A 16240-nucleotide genomic window follows, 5' to 3' on the forward strand; every position below is an offset into this window, starting at 1 on the left:
TATCGCTTCCAATGTTAAAGACAACAGCAGAATTAAGTGTTGGTGATCAGTGATGGTCTTCAACCAGAGTTTTGCCTGACGACCATAGAGAACTGGAACCACCTGATCCCATCCCGAACTCAGAAGTGAAACGGTTCATCGCCGATGGTAGTGTGGGAGGTCCCATGTGAGAGTAGGTCATCGTCAGGCTTTAATCAGAAACCCCAGCAGACATCCTGCTGGGGTTTTTTTATGTCTGGAGCGTGCTGTTCTCATAGCCAAGTGCTATCGCCCAGTCGCCTTGCTGTTACGAGACAGCCTTTAGCCGGACAGGACTTGATACTTGTTCAACTACTATCCAGTCATCGGGATCCTGTTGTGAAGTCGTTTTGTTTTCAAACGTATAAGTGTTCGGCGTGATCGGTCTTTTTGCCTTGGTCCAGTGCTCAATCTGAGTGGCTGTGCCAGCGATGATATTTTGTTGGCCTAAGAGACTATCAATGTATTCACCAATAAACTCAGTTGGAGTTACCCGTTGTAAACGCCTGACTTTCCTTTGCTCTCGCAAAGCGAGAGCTTCGTTACGTCGGGACTCGCAAGTTAGCAAATCGCGCTGGCGAAGCTCCTCTCTTCCCAAGCGTATGACCTGAATAAACATGATTCCGATTAGGCATAACGTCATCGCTGCGAGGAAACTAATAAACCAATACATACGCATCCTTATTGTTCGTTGCTTCGATTACCTAAAGTGATAGCAGATCAAATGCGATGATGTATCGTTTATGACTAAGTCTTAATATCCGGTCGTCCTTTTTTGTTATTCGGGATTCGTGCACTCTCCAGCCGAAGGGTTCTCGGAGCATCGAATCTTCCATAGGAGCTTGAGTGCTCTGGCATCCATGATCTCTTCTTCCTTCAGTGCTAAGCGAACATCTCTGCTGAGCTTGATGAGCTCACTACGTGTTTGCTCTTCGGTTTTGATCCAGTACTTCGCCGGTATCTCGGCCTCAGCATCCGCTACCAATTTGTCGATATCTTTAAGCCTGCTTAGCACGTACTCTCGCATCTTGACTCCAAAGTCTTCAGGCCATGACTTCTTTCGAGTGATTGTTTGCAGCATTCCGTAGTAAAGGCGATAGTCGAGGATCCCACCCTTCTCGCCAAGTCCGTGATACAGCTCAAATGTATTGTATGCTAATGCTGGCATCATCAGAATGTCGATGTTGCCGTTATTAAACTGGCCCGAGAAGGTTGCAAGAGATGTAGAGACCGGGCTTGCCCCGACGAGATTTGCAAGTTTGTGCGCTTGAGGGTCCCCATTAAGTACGGAAATTTTTTTACCGGCAAAGTCCGAGACTGAGCGGATGCTTTTATCATTGACGAATGCATACATCGATCCTACCGGAAACGCCGCGACAGCTTCGTAATCTCCGTTGGTAAGGATCTCTCCGGCTTTTGGGTTGGCCATTGTTGCCGTAATCTTGGCCAGTCCAGTGTCCGATACCAAGCCTCCAATAGCATCCAGCGTACCTGCAAACGGTACGTATTGCCGTGACAAAATAACGCTTAGGTGTGCTGCATCGCATACGCCCACTTTAAAGTCGTTGGACGCTACTTTTTCGTCAGTATATGCAATGAATTCGATATCAAGTCCCCATGCTATTGCTTTTGGGCGTAAGTCCGAATAGAAGCCCATTACGGGTCCGTTCTTCCCTACGGGATCCCACGTGCATATTTTTTTCTTCTGGATTTCGGTTGCCGTTAGTGGGGCTGCTAACAAGATACCTACTAAGGTGGCTATCGGTAACTTCATGTTATTATCCTTTTATTGGCGCGTGTACTGGCTAACTGATGGTCAAAAAACAACCACCTAAGTTATGCCTGTGGGGTTAGACTTGTTCAACCCAAAGCAAAGCGTGACTTGACTTGAATCGAAAATTTCTAACTAAGGCATGGAAAGTGATTTAAATGGCTTGGAAATTGCGGTGTCCGGGTTTATAGTCTTACTTTGGATTAATAAACGTTTGGCTGGTTTGTTAAGGTTATGCCCGAGTCTCATAATAAAAAGTTCAGCACGGTAAGTTCGTTTACGTTGATAGGCACGCCTATGCTTTCATCTTCCCTCTTCGGGCTGCTTCTCCTGCCGTAAGGCAGACAATATATTTATCTTTCTATCACCAGTTTTAAATTATTCTTCGTAAATGAATTTGTAGGAGTTTGACTTATGTCAGGCAAAGACCGTTTAGTTATTTTTGATACAACTTTGCGCGATGGAGAACAGAGTCCAGGCGCATCAATGACCAAAACTGAGAAGCTTCGCATTGCAACTGCACTTGAAAAAATGCGTGTTGATGTTATCGAGGCTGGTTTTGCAATTGCGAGCCCTGGTGATTTTGAATCGGTGCAGGCGATTGCGAACACCATCAAAGATTCGCGAGTTTGCAGTCTATCTAGAGCTTTAGACAAGGATATTGATCGCGCCGCAGAAGCACTTAAAGGGGCAAACGCCTCGCGCATCCATACCTTTATTGCAACATCTCCAATTCACATGAAATACAAGCTGCAGATGGAACCTGACGCGGTAGTAGAGCAAGCTGTGCGAGCGGTTAAACGAGCCCGCTCACATACTGACGATGTTGAGTTTTCGTGTGAAGATGCAGGACGTTCTGAGCTTGATTTTTTGTGTCGAATTATCGAGGCGGCAATCGACGCGGGAGCATCAACAATTAATATACCTGATACCGTCGGTTACGCTGTTCCAGAACAGTTCGGCCATACCATTGGCCAATTAATTGAGCGAATTCCCAATTCGGACAAAGCAATCTTTTCCGTGCACTGCCACAACGATTTGGGCCTCGCTGTTGCGAATTCACTCTCTGCTGTAGCGCAAGGTGCTCGCCAGGTTGAATGTACCATTAATGGTCTTGGAGAGCGGGCTGGTAACGCGTCTTTAGAAGAGGTGGTAATGGCTGTTAAGACTCGAGCTGATTGGTTCGAAGTCGAAACCGGTATTGATACAACGCAGATTGTACCTGCGTCAAAATTGGTCTCTACTATTACGGGCTTTCCCGTCCAACCTAACAAAGCCATTGTCGGCGCGAACGCTTTTGCGCATGAGTCAGGAATTCACCAAGACGGTGTTCTTAAGCATCGGGAAACCTATGAGATAATGAAGGCGGAAGATGTAGGTTGGCACACTAACAGTCTCGTGCTTGGGAAGCTTTCAGGGAGAAATGCATTTAGGACTCGTCTTGAAGAGCTTGGGATAGCTTTAGAGTCGGAATCGGAGCTCAATACTGCATTCGCGGCATTTAAAGAGTTGGCCGATAAAAAACATGATATTTTTGATGAAGACTTACATGCTTTAGTGAGTAGCTCGGTTGCACGAAAAGAGGCCAAGAAATATGAGCTAGTTTGCATGTCTGTGGCCTCTGAGACCGGTGTTGCTCCAGTGTCGAAGGTGACCTTGTTGGTGGACGGGATTGAAAAGACAGCTGAGGCCTCGGGCAGCGGCCCTGTTGATGCTACGTACTCTGCAATCGAGAGTCTTGTTGATTCAGGCGTTAGCCTGCAACTATATTCCGTTAACAATATTACGAGTGGTACTGACTCGCAGGGGGAGGTGACGGTTCGTGTTGAGCGCGGGGGTCGAATTGTGAATGGACTAGGGGCCGATACAGACATTGTTATTGCATCGGCGAAAGCCTATGTTCATGCTCTCAATCTCATGGAGAGTGGCGCTGATAGGCAGCACCCGCAGGGCGATGTTTAGCCAATGACATCGTTGGCAGTGAAGTCGGAACGCCTAAAAGCTATGGGCGTGCAGCCTTGGTATGCACGCTTTGTTTTAAACGGCGCAGGGCGTTCACCGTCTTTCCGGCTTTGCGAGTCGCAGGAGCCTTCTAGCACAGAAGAGGTTCCGGATGATCTCTCAGCGCTAAATGCTAAGGCGACGGTTACAGCGTTAACTACGTTACCCGACATACCGCGATCAAGTGTCGAATTATCTTCAGAAGAACCAGAAAATCTTGATGCTTCGGTCGTTACCTCTGCTTCTGTCACATCCTCTGATTCGGTTCATTCGAAATTATCCGAATCGGTAGAGTTACCCTCTGAGCAGTCGCTCATGATTTTTTGTTCAGATTCCGTCGCAGTCGTTTGTGGTAGATGTTCCTCAGAACAAGTTTCCTCTTTGAATCGGCTAACCTCAGCTATTTGTTCAGCTTTATTCGCTCGCAACATTCAGTTAGACGAATCTGGTTCGTTTGTTTGGCCTACCTTTGAGTCTCTGGCTCTTGAGTCCCGAGGTGCTGATCTGCAGCGGAAAAGTCTGGCGAGATTTTTGCGAAACCAAGCGGTAGCGCGAAGTTCTTCTGTCCTGCTTCTGGGTGCTGATATAAGCGTTGACACCTTCAAGGCGCTTTCAGTTGATCAAGGCGCTCCCCGCTTAGTGTTTTCGTCCTCAGTTTCTCCCTCGGATTGTCTAAGAGATCCGGCGCAGAAAGCGTTTCTGTGGAAAGAGCTTTTGGAAGAGCGACGCAGTGTCTAGCGTGGTTGCTTGGCCTGTTGAAAGTAAATTGCAGTATCGGCCGATGTTGGCTTCTGACCTAGATCGTATTCTTATTGTCGAGAATGCTGCTTACCCCATACCTTGGACTCGACAAAACTTTTCGGACTGTTTAAAAGCAAAGAATGATGGCTTGGTGTTCTATTCTGGGGAGCACATTCTTGGTCACTCAATTGTCTCGTATGTATTGGATGAGGCTCATCTTCTTAACGTATGTATTGATCCACGTTATTGGGGGAAAGGCTTGGGGCGTTTTTATTTGCGCCACTTAATCGCTCGCGCGCAGGAGCAATCTTGCCAGATGTTTTTTCTCGAAGTGCGTGCGTCCAATTCCACAGCGATTCATCTTTATCATTCCGAAGGCTTTAATGAAGTGGGTATTCGCAAAGCATATTACCCCTCTGACGCTGGAAGGGAGGATGCTATTTTGATGACGCTTGATTTGTCTGTTTATGGTTGTCCGTAGCGAAAAAATTCAAAACAATTAGTTTGTATAATAAAAAGAGGCAATTGGCATGTTGGGTAATCTATCGTTCGATCATCTAAAGCAACAGGTTTTAGACGGTGATATCGATACCGTTCTTGTTTGTCTTGTTGATATGCAGGGGCGCTTAATGGGAAAGCGTTTCCACGCGAGCAATTTTATCGAGTTTTCGTTTCAGGAAACGCATTGCTGCAATTACCTTCTTGCTACAGATATGGAGATGGCAACGCCAAATGGTTACGCCTCCTCTAGTTGGTCTCAGGGTTACGGCGATTATGTAATGAAACCTGATCTACAGACCTTGCGAACGGTTCCTTGGCTGGAAGGTTCTGTCATGGTTTTGTGCGATATCTTGGATCACCACCATCAGCACGTTGCCCACTCCCCTAGGCAAATACTCAAGCGCCAGATAGAGAGGTTAAAATCACTTGGCTATACCGCAAAGACGGCAACTGAGTTGGAGTTTTTTATTTTTGATAAAAGCTTTGATGAGATACGAAAAGGTGGCTTTACAAAGCTAGATCCGATCAGTGGATATAATCAGGACTATCACATCTTTCAAACCATGAAAGAAGAGAGTGTTATGCGTCCGCTTAGAAATTATTTATATGCTGCGGGTGTGCCGGTCGAAAACAGTAAGGGTGAGGCGGAAAAAGGACAGGAAGAGCTAAATATCCGATATGACGAAGCCCTTCTTTGCGCGGATCATCATACTATTGCTAAGCATGCGACGAAAGAAATAGCTTGGCAGCAGGGTCACGCAGTGAGCTTTATGTCGAAGTGGGACCACAAAATGGTTGGCAGTGCGGCTCATGTGCATCAATCGCTTTGGAATGATGAAAATCCCGTATTCTTTGATGCTCAAGATCCTCTTGGAATGTCTGACTTGATGCGGTGCTACCTCGCCGGATTGATTAAATATGCGCCTGATTACACGCTTTTTCTGGCGCCCTATATCAATAGCTATAAGCGGTTTGTTGAGGGAACCTTTGCGCCAACCAAAGCGGTTTGGTCTAACGATAACCGAACCGCAGCTTTTCGCTTGTGTGGTGAGAATACTTCTGCCGTTCGAATTGAATGCCGGGTAGGTGGTGCTGATATTAATCCCTACCTAGCAATTGCTGGTCAGCTTGCTGCTGGGATAAAAGGGATTGAGGAGCAGTTAGAGTGCCCGCCAGCAGCATGTGGCGATATTTATGAGATGAGTGATGCGCCTGATTTGCCGCGAACTTTGAAAGACGCGATTAACGCTTTTAGCAGCTCAGAGATGCTTAAAGATGCGTTGGGAGAAGATGTCGTAGCCCACTATACTCGCGCAGGCGAAATTGAACAGGAAGAATTCGACAAGATTGTCACAAGCTGGGAAGTAGCGCGCGGGTTTGAGCGATGCTAGGAAAAAGCGCTAAAGGTTACTTTTCAAAAAGCAGAGTGTCTGTGTGAATGTAGGATGAGGATTTTTGTCCTTCGAATAATTAGGAGAAGGTGAGCAGGTATGTCGGAATCAAGACGGGTGTTGCAGTGTGTTAGTCCGATTGACGGAAGTGTTTTCGCTGAGCGGCCGGTGGTTTCTCAGAACGATGCTTTAGAGTGCGTAGCGCGAGCCAGAAATGCCCAAATAGCATGGCGAAACACCTCTCTGGACGAGCGAATCGCCATAGTGCTCAAGTGTGTTGAGTTACTGGGTAGCAAAAATGGCGAGATTGTTCCTGAATTAGCACGCATGATGGGGCGACCGGTACGGTACGGAGGAGAGTTTGGAGGGGTTCAAGAACGAGCAGATTACATGTCTGAAATCGCGCATGAGTCCTTAAAGCCTTTGGTTATAGAGCATAGTGACGGTTTTGAGCGTCGTATTGAGAGAGAGCCTCATGGTCTCGTTTTCGTGATAGCACCGTGGAACTATCCTTACTTAACGTCGATTAATACGATTATCCCAGCTTTGATTGCAGGAAATGCGGTGATTATAAAGCACGCGACTCAAACTTTATTGGTCGGAGAGCGTTTAGCATCGATATTTGCCGAGGCGGGTTTGCCTGCGGATCTTTTTCAAAACCTCTTTCTTGATCATGCGAGCACTGATCAACTTATTCGACAGCGTTGTTTTGATTTTATTAATTTTACGGGCTCTGTTGGGGCGGGGCGCTCAATTGAGCAAGCCGCTTCCGGCACATTTGTAGGTCTTGGTCTAGAGCTTGGGGGTAAAGACCCCGGTTATGTCATGGAGGATGCTGACTTGGATTCTGCAGTTGCTTCCTTGGTTGACGGGGCGATGTATAACTCTGGTCAGTGCTGTTGCGGTATTGAACGGATATATGTGGCTGAGAGCCTTTACGACAGTCTTGTAGAAAAAGTATCCGGGTCAGTAGCGCGATATAAGCTTGGAAATCCGTTGGATTCAGACACAACCTTGGGGCCAATGGCTCATAAGCGCTTTGCTGACGAGGTGCGTGCGCAGATATCGGAGGCGCTTAGAGATGGTGCAAAAGCTTTGGTAGATCCGCAGCTATTTCCTATGGATGATGGTTCAAATGCGTATCTTGCGCCGCAAGTCCTTATTGATGTGAATCATGATATGCGGGTTATGCGTGACGAAAGCTTTGGCCCAATCGTCTGCATCATGAAAGTAAAAGACGATGAAGAAGCTATTAAGCTTATGAATGATTGTCAGTTTGGACTGACGGCGTCATTGTGGACATCTGATCCAAAGCGAGCCGCTAATATTGCGGCCCAGCTTGAAGCTGGAACCGTGTTTATGAATCGTGCTGACTATCTAGACCCTGCGCTATGTTGGACAGGGTGCAAGGACACAGGTCGTGGCGGTACATTGTCCGTTATTGGCTTTCAGAATCTAACGAGAGTTAAGTCTTACCATTTTAAAAAGGCTATTTGATATGAGCATCGAGGCTATGACGTCAAATTGGAGCTATCCAACTGAGATTCGCTTTGGTGCTGGACGCATACAGGAGCTTTCGGAGGCTTGTGCTTCGGTCGGTATATCCAAACCTTTGTTTGTCACGGACGCGGGTCTTGTTGAGCTTTCGATCGTCGAAGTCGCATTGGGCGTTCTTGAGCGCGGGGGCTTGGGAAGAGCGTTGTTTAGTGAGGTCTATCCAAACCCGGATGAGCTAAGTTTGGAGAAGGGGCTCGGTGTCTTCAGATCGGGTGGCCATGACGGGGTTGTTGCTTTGGGTGGGGGCTCGGCCCTAGATCTTGGTAAAATTATCGCCTTTATGTCAGGCCAGGCTAGGCCTGTTTGGGATTTCGAGGATGTTGATGATTGGTGGGCGAGAGCGGATTCAGAGGGAATCGCGCCCATTATTGCGATTCCTACTACCGCAGGGACTGGCTCTGAAGTTGGGCGAGCGGGTATTTTGACGAACTCGGTTGATCACGTAAAAAAAATCATTTTTCATCCGAAAATGTTGCCATCTGTGGTTATCTGCGATCCAGAGTTAACGCTGGGGCTGCCTCCAATGATTACGGCGGGTACCGGAATGGACGCTTTTATTCATAGTTTTGAGGCTTACTGCTCGCCACTCTATCACCCCATGTCTCAAGGCATCGCTTTGGAAGGGATGAAGCTCGTCAAAGATAATTTGCTTCAAGCTTACCAAGATGGCGGGGACGTTGTTGCTAGAGCAAATATGATGAGCGCTGCTGCGATGGGGGCTGTTGCATTTCAAAAGGGTTTGGGCTGCGTTCACGCTTTGTCGCATCCGCTTGGAGCGGTCTACGATACTCCGCACGGGATGACGAATGCGATTGCATTGCCATATGTTATGCAATTTAATCGGCCTGCCATCGAGTCTCGTGTAGAGAGACTCGCAGCATATCTCGATATCGAAGGCGGTTTTGATGGGTTTTATGCGTGGGTTGTCGCATTTTCGGAAAAATTAGGCGTGCCTAAAAAAATGTCGAAACTTGGCGTGGATAAGTCGCAATTAGATCTTTTGGCGCAGATGGCGGTGGATGATCCGAGTGCGGGAGGCAATCCCATTCCCTTGACTGTAACGATCACCCGAGAACTTTATGACCAAATAATCTGACCATCTGGCTGAAACGGCGAGGGATAAAGGGTACTCCTTTTTTGTGTTTCAGCCGTTTCATTGTGTTTGCTTGCAGCAAACTGTTTTATTGCCGTCTCCCAATTCGTTAGAATGCCGCTTCGTTTAATAAGAGCCGTAGAACTTGTCGTTTTAGAAAGAAGCAAGCCGGCGTGTCCCAAAGCACTACAGGATTAATTATTACCATGGCTGATGCCAAGTTTGCAGAAGAAATCAAGAATCGTCGAACCTTCGCGATTATATCTCACCCAGATGCCGGTAAGACGACGATAACCGAGAAAGTTCTTTTGTTCGGCGAGGCGATTCAAAAAGCTGGGACGGTAAAAGGTAAAAAGAGTGGCCAGCATGCGAAATCAGATTGGATGGAGATGGAAAAAGAGCGCGGTATCTCGGTCACAACGTCTGTTATGCAGTTTCCTTATAACGAAAAGCTCGTGAATCTTTTGGATACTCCCGGGCACGAAGATTTCTCAGAAGATACTTACCGTACATTGACGGCCGTTGATTCCTGCTTAATGGTGATTGACTCGGCCAAAGGTGTTGAGGCGCGGACGATTAAACTGATGGAGGTGACGCGTTTACGAGACACTCCGATTATCACTTTCATGAATAAATTGGATCGAGATATTCGTGATCCAATTGAGTTGATGGATGAAGTAGAAGATGTTCTTAAGATTGCGTGCGCACCGATCACTTGGCCAATCGGCTCGGGTAAGGAGTTTAAGGGCGTTTATCACCTTTACGAAGACAAGACTTATTTTTACAAGACTGGGCAGGGGCATCGTATCCAAGATTCAGAGATCATTGAGGGTTTGAATAACCCGTTGTTGGACGAGAAGCTGGGAGCATATGCCGAGGAGTTGCGAGATGAGATCGATCTCGTAAAAGGTGCTTCACATGAGTTTGATCAGGAGCTGTTTCTAGCGGGTGAGCTTACTCCAGTTTATTTCGGGACTGCTCTTGGAAATTTTGGGGTGGATCATATGCTAGACGGGCTGACAAAGTGGGCGCCCGCTCCCCAGTCACGAGAAACAGATCAGCGTGTTGTCGAGCCGTTAGAAGAGAAGTTTAGTGGCTTCGTTTTTAAGATTCAGGCGAATATGGATCCGCAACACCGGGATCGAATTGCATTCATGCGTATTTGTTCGGGTGAGTATCGGAAAAGCATGAAGATGAAGCATGTGAGAATGGGTAAGGATGTTCGTATTTCTGATGCGGTAACTTTCATGGCCGGTGATAGAGAGAATGCTGAATCCGCATATGCGGGAGATATAATTGGTTTGCATAATCATGGAACGATTCAGATTGGTGATACGTTCACCGAAGGCGAGGCGCTGAAGTTTTCTGGGATCCCTAATTTTGCGCCGGAATTATTTCGTCGGATTCGATTGAATGATCCGTTGAAGGCGAAGCAGCTCAATAAAGGTCTCATCCAGTTGTCGGAAGAGGGGGCTGTTCAGGTGTTCAGACCGATGGCGAATAATGATTTGATTGTTGGTGCAGTGGGTGTGTTGCAGTTTGATGTGGTCGTTCATCGACTTAAAGCTGAATACAAGGTAGATGCTATGTATGAGCCTATTTCAGTTGCAACGGCGCGCTGGGTTGATAGTGAAGACAGTGTGGCTTTTGAGCAGTTTAAGAAAAAGTGTCATGACAACCTCGCGCTTGACGGCGGTGACAACTTGACATATATCGCGCCAACTATGGTTAATCTCCAGCTGGCGGCCGAGCGGCACCCTGAAGTCGTATTCCGAAAAACGCGCGAACACTAGCGTATTTATATGTCCGTGGAGCTTTGTGATACACACTGTCACTTAGATATGGAACCCCTGCGCTCCTATCTCCCTTTTGTATTGAATGTTTCTGCGGAACACGGTATCAAACGATTTATTGTGCCCGCTGTTGCTGCTGAAAATTGGTCTCATGTTGAATCTCTAGCTCAAGATCATCCTCAGATTTTCTATGGGCTTGGTCTGCATCCTGCGTTTATCGGTCAACATAGTGTTGAAGACTTACCGAAGCTTGCTGATAAGTTAAGTCAGCTCCGCCATCAGTGTGTCGCTCTAGGTGAGATAGGGCTTGATCGAAGGTATCCTGATGATGCATTTCAGGAAGAGCTGTTTGTTCGGCAGTTAGAGTTGGCCAAGGAGGTTTCTTTGCCTGTGATCATTCACTCCGTGGGGCGACACAGCAAAGTGCTTGATCTTTTGCAAACTGTACCCGATATTCGAGGTGTGATTCATGCTTTTTCCGGAAGTAAGGAGCAAGCAAAGCAGTTTGTAGATTTAGGCTTTTATCTCGGTGCCGGCTCTCTTGTCTTGCGAAGCGCGAAAACACGGGAGGCTTTTCAAGAGGTCTCAATTGGTTCGATTTTGCTAGAAACGGATTCGCCGGATATGTATTTGCCAACCTCGTCCTCTAGATGTGGAACGCCCGTCGATTTACGGACGGTATTGCATGAATTGGCGGTGCTTAAGTCCTTAGACGTCGATCAGGCTGCAAGAGCCTTTCAGGAAAACTGTGAAAAACTGTTTTTTTTAGGGAAAACCTAGGTATCACGAAAATCGATGGCAATTGGGGCTAGTATTTGATCAAAGAATTATATTATACTTCGCGCCCTCAAATTGCCCGACAATTGTATACGAGTCAGCCCCGTCTCGAATTGAAAGGCAGAATGAATAGATTCCTGAGACGAAAGTGTTTCGGGTTGAGTTACTCGGAAGAGTTTTAAAGGCGGATTAAATGAAAACGTTAAGTGCAAAGCCAGAAGCTGTAAAACGCGACTGGTATGTAGTTGATGCTACAGGCAAAACATTAGGTCGTTTGTCGACCGAAATCGCGCGCCGTTTGCGGGGCAAGCATAAGACTGAATATACTCCTCACGTTGATACTGGTGATTACATCGTTGTCGTGAACGCTGAGAAGGTTGCAGTTACTGGTAAGAAAGCTAGCGATAAGATGTACTACCACCACACGGGATACATCGGTAGCTTGAAGTCAATCTCTTTTGACAAGCTGATCGACAAAGCTCCAGAGCGCGTTATCCAGGGTGCTGTCAAGGGTATGCTGCCACGTGGTCCTCTAGGCCGAGCGATGTTTAAGAAGTTGAAAGTGTATGCGGGTAATGAGCATCCGCACACAGCTCAGCAGCCAAAAGATTTAGAGATTTAACGGAAGGCGATTATGTCAACTACATATAATTATGGTACTGGTCGTCGTAAAACTTCGGCGGCTCGAGTGTTCTTGAAGTCAGGTTCGGGTCAGATCGAAGTGAATGGTCGTCCTCTTGATGAATTTTTTGGTCGTAAGACAGCGCAAATGGTTGTTCGTCAACCGCTTGAGTTAGTTGAGATGGCTGACAAGCTAGACGTTAAGGTGACTGTTAAAGGTGGCGGTACGACTGGCCAAGCAGGCGCAATTCGTCATGGTATTGCCCGTGCGTTGATTGAATATGATGAGTCTTTGCGCAGCCCGCTTCGACAAGCAGGTTGGGTAACGCGTGATGCGCGTGCAGTAGAACGTAAGAAGGTTGGTCTTCGCAAGGCGCGTAAGCGTCCTCAGTTCTCAAAGCGTTAATCAGTTTCGTTTTGTTGAAAACGTCTGGCAGGCTACCTGTCGGGCGTTTTTTTTTGCCGATACAAGTGTGTTTGGCCTGATATAAACTAAGGAAAGTTGTTGATGGCGTATGTTAATTTAATTACTATTTGTGGCTTTTAGAAACTCGCCTATTCTGAGTGTCGGAATCGGTGTGATTGCTCAACGAAAGGTATAGAGCTCAATTTTTGCTCTCGGCCACAAATAACAAAACTTTTGAGATTTTTAGATTATCTACTTTGGGGGAAGCCTGTATGAGTGATGGCGACGTTAATGCGAGCCGCCGCAGATTTTTAATAGGTGCGACCTCTGTGGTTGGGGGTGTAGGTGCAATTGGGGCGGCTGTTCCTTTTGTGGCATCATGGAACCCGAGCGCAAAGGCGAAAGCAGCGGGTGCGCCTGTTAAAGCGACTATTGGCAAATTAGAGCCTGGTCAACGAATGACGGTTGAGTGGCGTGGAAAGCCTGTTTGGGTTATTCGGCGGACGCAGGAAATGTTGGATAACCTTGAGAAGCTCAATGATAAGCTTCGTGACCCAATGTCTGAGGTCCCTCAGCAGCCGGAATATGTCAAAGGTGTTTTCCGGTCTACAAAACCAGAGTTCGCGGTGATCGTCGGAATATGTACGCACTTAGGTTGTTCTCCTCAGTTTGTTCCTGAGGTGGAGCCACAAGAGTTCGACGAAAACTGGCTGGGCGGCTTCTTCTGTCCGTGCCACGGTTCTCGTTTCGATTTGGCTGGGCGTGTATTCCAGGGCGTTCCTGCACCAACTAATCTCGTAGTTCCACCGTATAAATACCTAGATGATGAAACCATCATGGTTGGTGTCGATGAGGAGGCAGCATAATGCAAAAGCTTATTTCTTGGATTGATGCTCGACTGCCAGTGGTAAATGCTTTTGAAAAGCATATGAGCAAGTATTACGCGCCAAAAAACTTTAACTTCTTTTATTTTTTTGGTGTGCTTTCTTTTGTAGTGTTAGCTAATCAGCTGTTGACTGGTATTTGGCTAACCATGAGTTACAACCCTTCAGCTGAAGGTGCCTTCGCATCGGTTGAATACATCATGCGTGATGTTGAATATGGCTGGTTGTTGCGATATCTACACTCTACAGGCGCTTCTGCGTTCTTTGTGGTTGTATATCTCCATATGTTTCGTGGCTTGCTTTACGGCTCATATAAGAAACCAAGGGAGTTGGTTTGGATCTTCGGGATGACGATTTACTTAGCCTTGATGGCTGAGGCATTCATGGGCTATTTGCTTCCGTGGGGGCAAATGTCTTACTGGGGTGCTCAGGTAATCGTTAACCTCTTTGGTGCAATTCCTTTTATTGGTGAAGATCTGGCTCTGTGGATTCGTGGCGATTATCTCATTTCAGGTATCACGCTAAATCGTTTCTTTGCTTTGCACGTAGTTGCCTTACCAATCGTTATTTTGGCGCTTGTTGTTTTGCACATCCTCGCGCTTCACGAGGTGGGTTCGAACAACCCGGACGGGATTGATATCAAGAAGAACAAGGATGAGAACGGCATTCCGAAAGATGGTATCCCTTTCCACCCGTTCTACACTGTCCATGATTTAGTCGGTATTGTTGTGTTCTTGTTTGTTTTCTGTGCGGTGGTGTTTTTCTTTCCAGAGATGGGCGGGTACTTCATAGAGAAGCCTAACTTCGAGCCGGCAAATCCTTTGAAAACTCCAGATCATATAGCGCCAGTTTGGTATTTCACGCCGTTCTACGCGATTCTGAGAGCGGTGCCTGATGCATTTTTGGGTGTGGTAGCCATGGGGGCTGCGATCGCGGTTCTGTTCGTGTTGCCTTGGTTGGATCGAAGTCCTGTTCGCTCAATGCGTTACAAAGGTAACTTGAGTAAGATTGCGCTTCTTTTGTTCGTAATCGCATTTTGTATTCTTGGCTATCTAGGTGTCGTTATCGCTACGCCCGGAAGAACGCTTTTAGCGCAGGTCTTGACGGTTATCTATTTCGCCTACTTCCTGTTGATGCCTTGGTACACAAGCATTGAGAAAACTAAGCCGGTTCCAGAAAGGGTGACAATGAAATGATGAGAATAATTACAGCATTAGTTTTCGCATTTAGTGTGAGCGGAGCCTTTGCAGCCGGTGGCGCGTCGGTCCCTCTCGATCATATTAAAACGGATATTCGTGATCAGGAGTCTATGCAGCGAGGCTTAGCGCTGTTCACGAACTACTGTTTCGGTTGTCATGCTCTAGGCTATTCGCGTTATGAGCGCGCAGCAAATGATTTAGGCATTCCAAATGAAATTTTCGAAGAGAATTTATTGGATGGCGAAGCAAAAATTGGTCAGCTAATGACGATATCTATGGCGAGTGATCAAGCAAAGGTGTGGTTTGGTAATCCGCCTCCAGATTTGACGTTAGTGGCTCGTTTACGAGGTGCAGATTGGTTGTATAGTTATCTGCGCGGCTTTTATGCTGATCCAAAACGTCCTTACGGCGTAAACAACGTTGTTTTTAAAGACGTTGGCATGCCTCACGTTTTGGAAGGGCTTCAGGGGGTTTGTGCTGACGCACCTGAGTTGGGTATTGAGCCTGAGGTAGATCCTTTGTCAGGTAATATCGTTAAGAGTAGTGGGTGTGAAACTTACGCAGTTGAAGGTTCTATGTCGCCGGAAGAGTACGATGAAGCGATATATGATCTTGTAAACTTCCTAGAGTACGTCGGTGAGCCGTCGCGTGTTCAGAGCGAGAGGCTTGGATTGTATGTATTGGTGTTTCTCGCGTTCTTGTTCGTGTTTGTTTATTACTTGAACAAAGAGTACTGGCGCGATATTCACTAAGTAATATTGTGTTTGAAGAAAGGCTGTTGGCTGCGGGCAACAGCCTTTTTTGTTTGGAATAGTTTGAGGGTTATACCGGCTTGATGTAATCGTGTATAATTCGGCCAGTTTTTATCTTTGGACATGTTTTGTCCATCAGCAGCAAGAGGAAGCCCAATGGGAGTTGTGACCAAGCGGTCGTCAATGACGTTTTTTTCAGATGGTAATAGTCACTATAGTCACAGAGTACGGATCGTTCTCGCCGAAAAAGGTGTAGCAGTTGATATTATCGATGTAGATCCAGATGAGAAGCCTGAAGAGCTTGCTGATCACAATCCATACAATGAGCTCCCGACGTTGGTTGATCGAGATCTTGTGTTGTACGAAGCGGATATCATGATGGAATATTTGGATGAGCGTTTTCCGCACCCGCCATTGCTTCCTGTATACCCTGTTGCTCGTGCACAGAGTCGTCTAATGATGTATCGAATCGCAAAAGACTGGTGTTCGTTGGTTGATGGTATTCTTGCGGATCCGAATGGCAGGCAGGCTGAAGGTTTGCGCAAAGAATTCAAAGAGAGTCTCTTGGCGACCGCGCCAATTTTCGCTGAAAAGCCGTTTTTCATGAGCGATGAGTTTACGATTGTAGATTGCTGTGTGGCGGCGATTCTATGGCGTCTACCTGTTCTTGGAATCGAATTGAATGAGGCGGCTGCTAAGCCAATTTTGCGTTACATGGATAGTATGTTCGCAAGG

The 16240-nt window shown here is 46.8% G+C and carries 16 protein-coding genes and 1 rRNA gene; 15 read left to right on the top strand and 2 right to left on the bottom strand.

Translation table 11 applies throughout. From position 1 onward, the window contains the following. Window positions 1-74 precede the first annotated feature (74 nt). Window positions 75-189, top strand: a 5S ribosomal RNA gene (rrf, locus tag A3750_RS08925). Window positions 190-286: 97 nt separating this feature from the next. Here rrf and A3750_RS08930 read toward each other — a convergent pair. Together A3750_RS08930 and A3750_RS08935 are read right to left on the bottom strand one after the other, a co-directional pair. Beyond that, complete coding sequence (locus A3750_RS08930) at window positions 287-691, bottom strand: hypothetical protein (protein WP_156492468.1); 405 nt, start codon at window positions 689-691, stop codon at window positions 287-289. 105 nt (window positions 692-796) lie between these two features. After that, entirely contained in the window at window positions 797-1792 is a 996-nt protein-coding gene (locus A3750_RS08935) for a putative solute-binding protein (RefSeq protein WP_068548178.1), read from the bottom strand. A gap of 411 nt (window positions 1793-2203) precedes the next feature. Between A3750_RS08935 and A3750_RS08940 the strand changes: the two genes are divergently transcribed. From A3750_RS08940 to A3750_RS09005, 14 genes are all read left to right on the top strand, one after another. Further along, window positions 2204-3751 (top strand): 2-isopropylmalate synthase, encoded by a 1548-nt coding sequence (locus A3750_RS08940; RefSeq protein WP_068453766.1) that lies wholly within the window; start codon window positions 2204-2206, stop codon window positions 3749-3751. 3 nt (window positions 3752-3754) lie between these two features. Beyond that, a complete protein-coding gene (locus A3750_RS08945) occupies window positions 3755-4528 on the top strand; it encodes a hypothetical protein (protein ID WP_068453765.1) in 774 nt (257 codons plus the stop codon). Next, on the top strand, window positions 4521-5012 hold the full coding sequence (gene rimI, locus A3750_RS08950; protein ID WP_197466216.1) for a ribosomal protein S18-alanine N-acetyltransferase: 492 nt from the start codon (window positions 4521-4523) through the stop codon (window positions 5010-5012). The genes A3750_RS08945 and rimI overlap by 8 nt, the downstream gene beginning before the upstream one ends. 49 nt (window positions 5013-5061) lie before the next feature. Continuing rightward, a complete protein-coding gene (locus tag A3750_RS08955) occupies window positions 5062-6423 on the top strand; it encodes a glutamine synthetase family protein (protein ID WP_068453763.1) in 1362 nt (453 codons plus the stop codon). Window positions 6424-6522: 99 nt separating this feature from the next. Then, the gene (locus tag A3750_RS08960) at window positions 6523-7920 is read left to right on the top strand and encodes an aldehyde dehydrogenase family protein (protein ID WP_068453761.1); all 1398 of its coding nucleotides are present in this window, start codon (window positions 6523-6525) and stop codon (window positions 7918-7920) included. Window position 7921: 1 nt separating this feature from the next. Further along, the gene (locus tag A3750_RS08965) at window positions 7922-9076 is read left to right on the top strand and encodes an iron-containing alcohol dehydrogenase (protein WP_068466096.1); all 1155 of its coding nucleotides are present in this window, start codon (window positions 7922-7924) and stop codon (window positions 9074-9076) included. A 203-nt stretch (window positions 9077-9279) separates the two neighbouring features. After that, on the top strand, window positions 9280-10866 hold the full coding sequence (gene prfC, locus A3750_RS08970) for a peptide chain release factor 3 (RefSeq protein ID WP_068466095.1): 1587 nt from the start codon (window positions 9280-9282) through the stop codon (window positions 10864-10866). A 9-nt stretch (window positions 10867-10875) separates the two neighbouring features. Next, window positions 10876-11646: a TatD family hydrolase gene (locus A3750_RS08975; protein ID WP_068456568.1), complete on the top strand. Its 771-nt coding sequence runs from the start codon at window positions 10876-10878 to the stop codon at window positions 11644-11646. Window positions 11647-11836: 190 nt separating this feature from the next. Next, window positions 11837-12265 (top strand): 50S ribosomal protein L13, encoded by a 429-nt coding sequence (gene rplM, locus A3750_RS08980; RefSeq protein ID WP_068456564.1) that lies wholly within the window; start codon window positions 11837-11839, stop codon window positions 12263-12265. A 12-nt stretch (window positions 12266-12277) separates the two neighbouring features. Then, complete coding sequence (gene rpsI / locus A3750_RS08985) at window positions 12278-12670, top strand: 30S ribosomal protein S9 (RefSeq protein ID WP_068456560.1); 393 nt, start codon at window positions 12278-12280, stop codon at window positions 12668-12670. 272 nt (window positions 12671-12942) lie between these two features. Beyond that, a complete protein-coding gene (petA, locus tag A3750_RS08990; protein ID WP_068456556.1) occupies window positions 12943-13536 on the top strand; it encodes a ubiquinol-cytochrome c reductase iron-sulfur subunit in 594 nt (197 codons plus the stop codon). Further along, complete coding sequence (locus tag A3750_RS08995) at window positions 13536-14750, top strand: cytochrome bc complex cytochrome b subunit (protein ID WP_068466002.1); 1215 nt, start codon at window positions 13536-13538, stop codon at window positions 14748-14750. Before petA ends, A3750_RS08995 begins: the two co-directional genes overlap by 1 nt. Beyond that, window positions 14747-15505 carry a cytochrome c1 gene (locus tag A3750_RS09000; protein ID WP_068451870.1) on the top strand — a complete coding sequence of 253 codons (759 nt, stop codon included), beginning with the start codon at window positions 14747-14749 and terminating at the stop codon, window positions 15503-15505. The genes A3750_RS08995 and A3750_RS09000 overlap by 4 nt, the downstream gene beginning before the upstream one ends. A 156-nt stretch (window positions 15506-15661) precedes the next feature. Further along, window positions 15662-16240, top strand: a 579-nt coding sequence (locus A3750_RS09005; RefSeq protein ID WP_068548179.1) for a glutathione S-transferase N-terminal domain-containing protein, incomplete at its 3' end; no start/stop codon positions are given.

This window comes from Oleiphilus sp. HI0079, assembly GCF_001635105.1.

What these genes read in the sequence shown, in the direction of transcription:
- A3750_RS08930 (WP_156492468.1), bottom strand. Translation starts at nt 691, where the DNA reads ATGTATTGGTTTATTAGTTTCCTCGCAGCGATGACGTTATGCCTAATC.
- A3750_RS08935 (WP_068548178.1), bottom strand. Translation starts at nt 1,792, where the DNA reads ATGAAGTTACCGATAGCCACCTTAGTAGGTATCTTGTTAGCAGCCCCA.
- A3750_RS08940 (WP_068453766.1), top strand. Translation starts at nt 2,204, where the DNA reads ATGTCAGGCAAAGACCGTTTAGTTATTTTTGATACAACTTTGCGCGAT.
- A3750_RS08945 (WP_068453765.1), top strand. Translation starts at nt 3,755, where the DNA reads ATGACATCGTTGGCAGTGAAGTCGGAACGCCTAAAAGCTATGGGCGTG.
- A3750_RS08955 (WP_068453763.1), top strand. Translation starts at nt 5,062, where the DNA reads ATGTTGGGTAATCTATCGTTCGATCATCTAAAGCAACAGGTTTTAGAC.
- A3750_RS08960 (WP_068453761.1), top strand. Translation starts at nt 6,523, where the DNA reads ATGTCGGAATCAAGACGGGTGTTGCAGTGTGTTAGTCCGATTGACGGA.
- A3750_RS08965 (WP_068466096.1), top strand. Translation starts at nt 7,922, where the DNA reads ATGAGCATCGAGGCTATGACGTCAAATTGGAGCTATCCAACTGAGATT.
- prfC (WP_068466095.1), top strand. Translation starts at nt 9,280, where the DNA reads ATGGCTGATGCCAAGTTTGCAGAAGAAATCAAGAATCGTCGAACCTTC.
- A3750_RS08975 (WP_068456568.1), top strand. Translation starts at nt 10,876, where the DNA reads ATGTCCGTGGAGCTTTGTGATACACACTGTCACTTAGATATGGAACCC.
- rplM (WP_068456564.1), top strand. Translation starts at nt 11,837, where the DNA reads ATGAAAACGTTAAGTGCAAAGCCAGAAGCTGTAAAACGCGACTGGTAT.
- rpsI (WP_068456560.1), top strand. Translation starts at nt 12,278, where the DNA reads ATGTCAACTACATATAATTATGGTACTGGTCGTCGTAAAACTTCGGCG.
- petA (WP_068456556.1), top strand. Translation starts at nt 12,943, where the DNA reads ATGAGTGATGGCGACGTTAATGCGAGCCGCCGCAGATTTTTAATAGGT.
- A3750_RS08995 (WP_068466002.1), top strand. Translation starts at nt 13,536, where the DNA reads ATGCAAAAGCTTATTTCTTGGATTGATGCTCGACTGCCAGTGGTAAAT.
- A3750_RS09000 (WP_068451870.1), top strand. Translation starts at nt 14,747, where the DNA reads ATGATGAGAATAATTACAGCATTAGTTTTCGCATTTAGTGTGAGCGGA.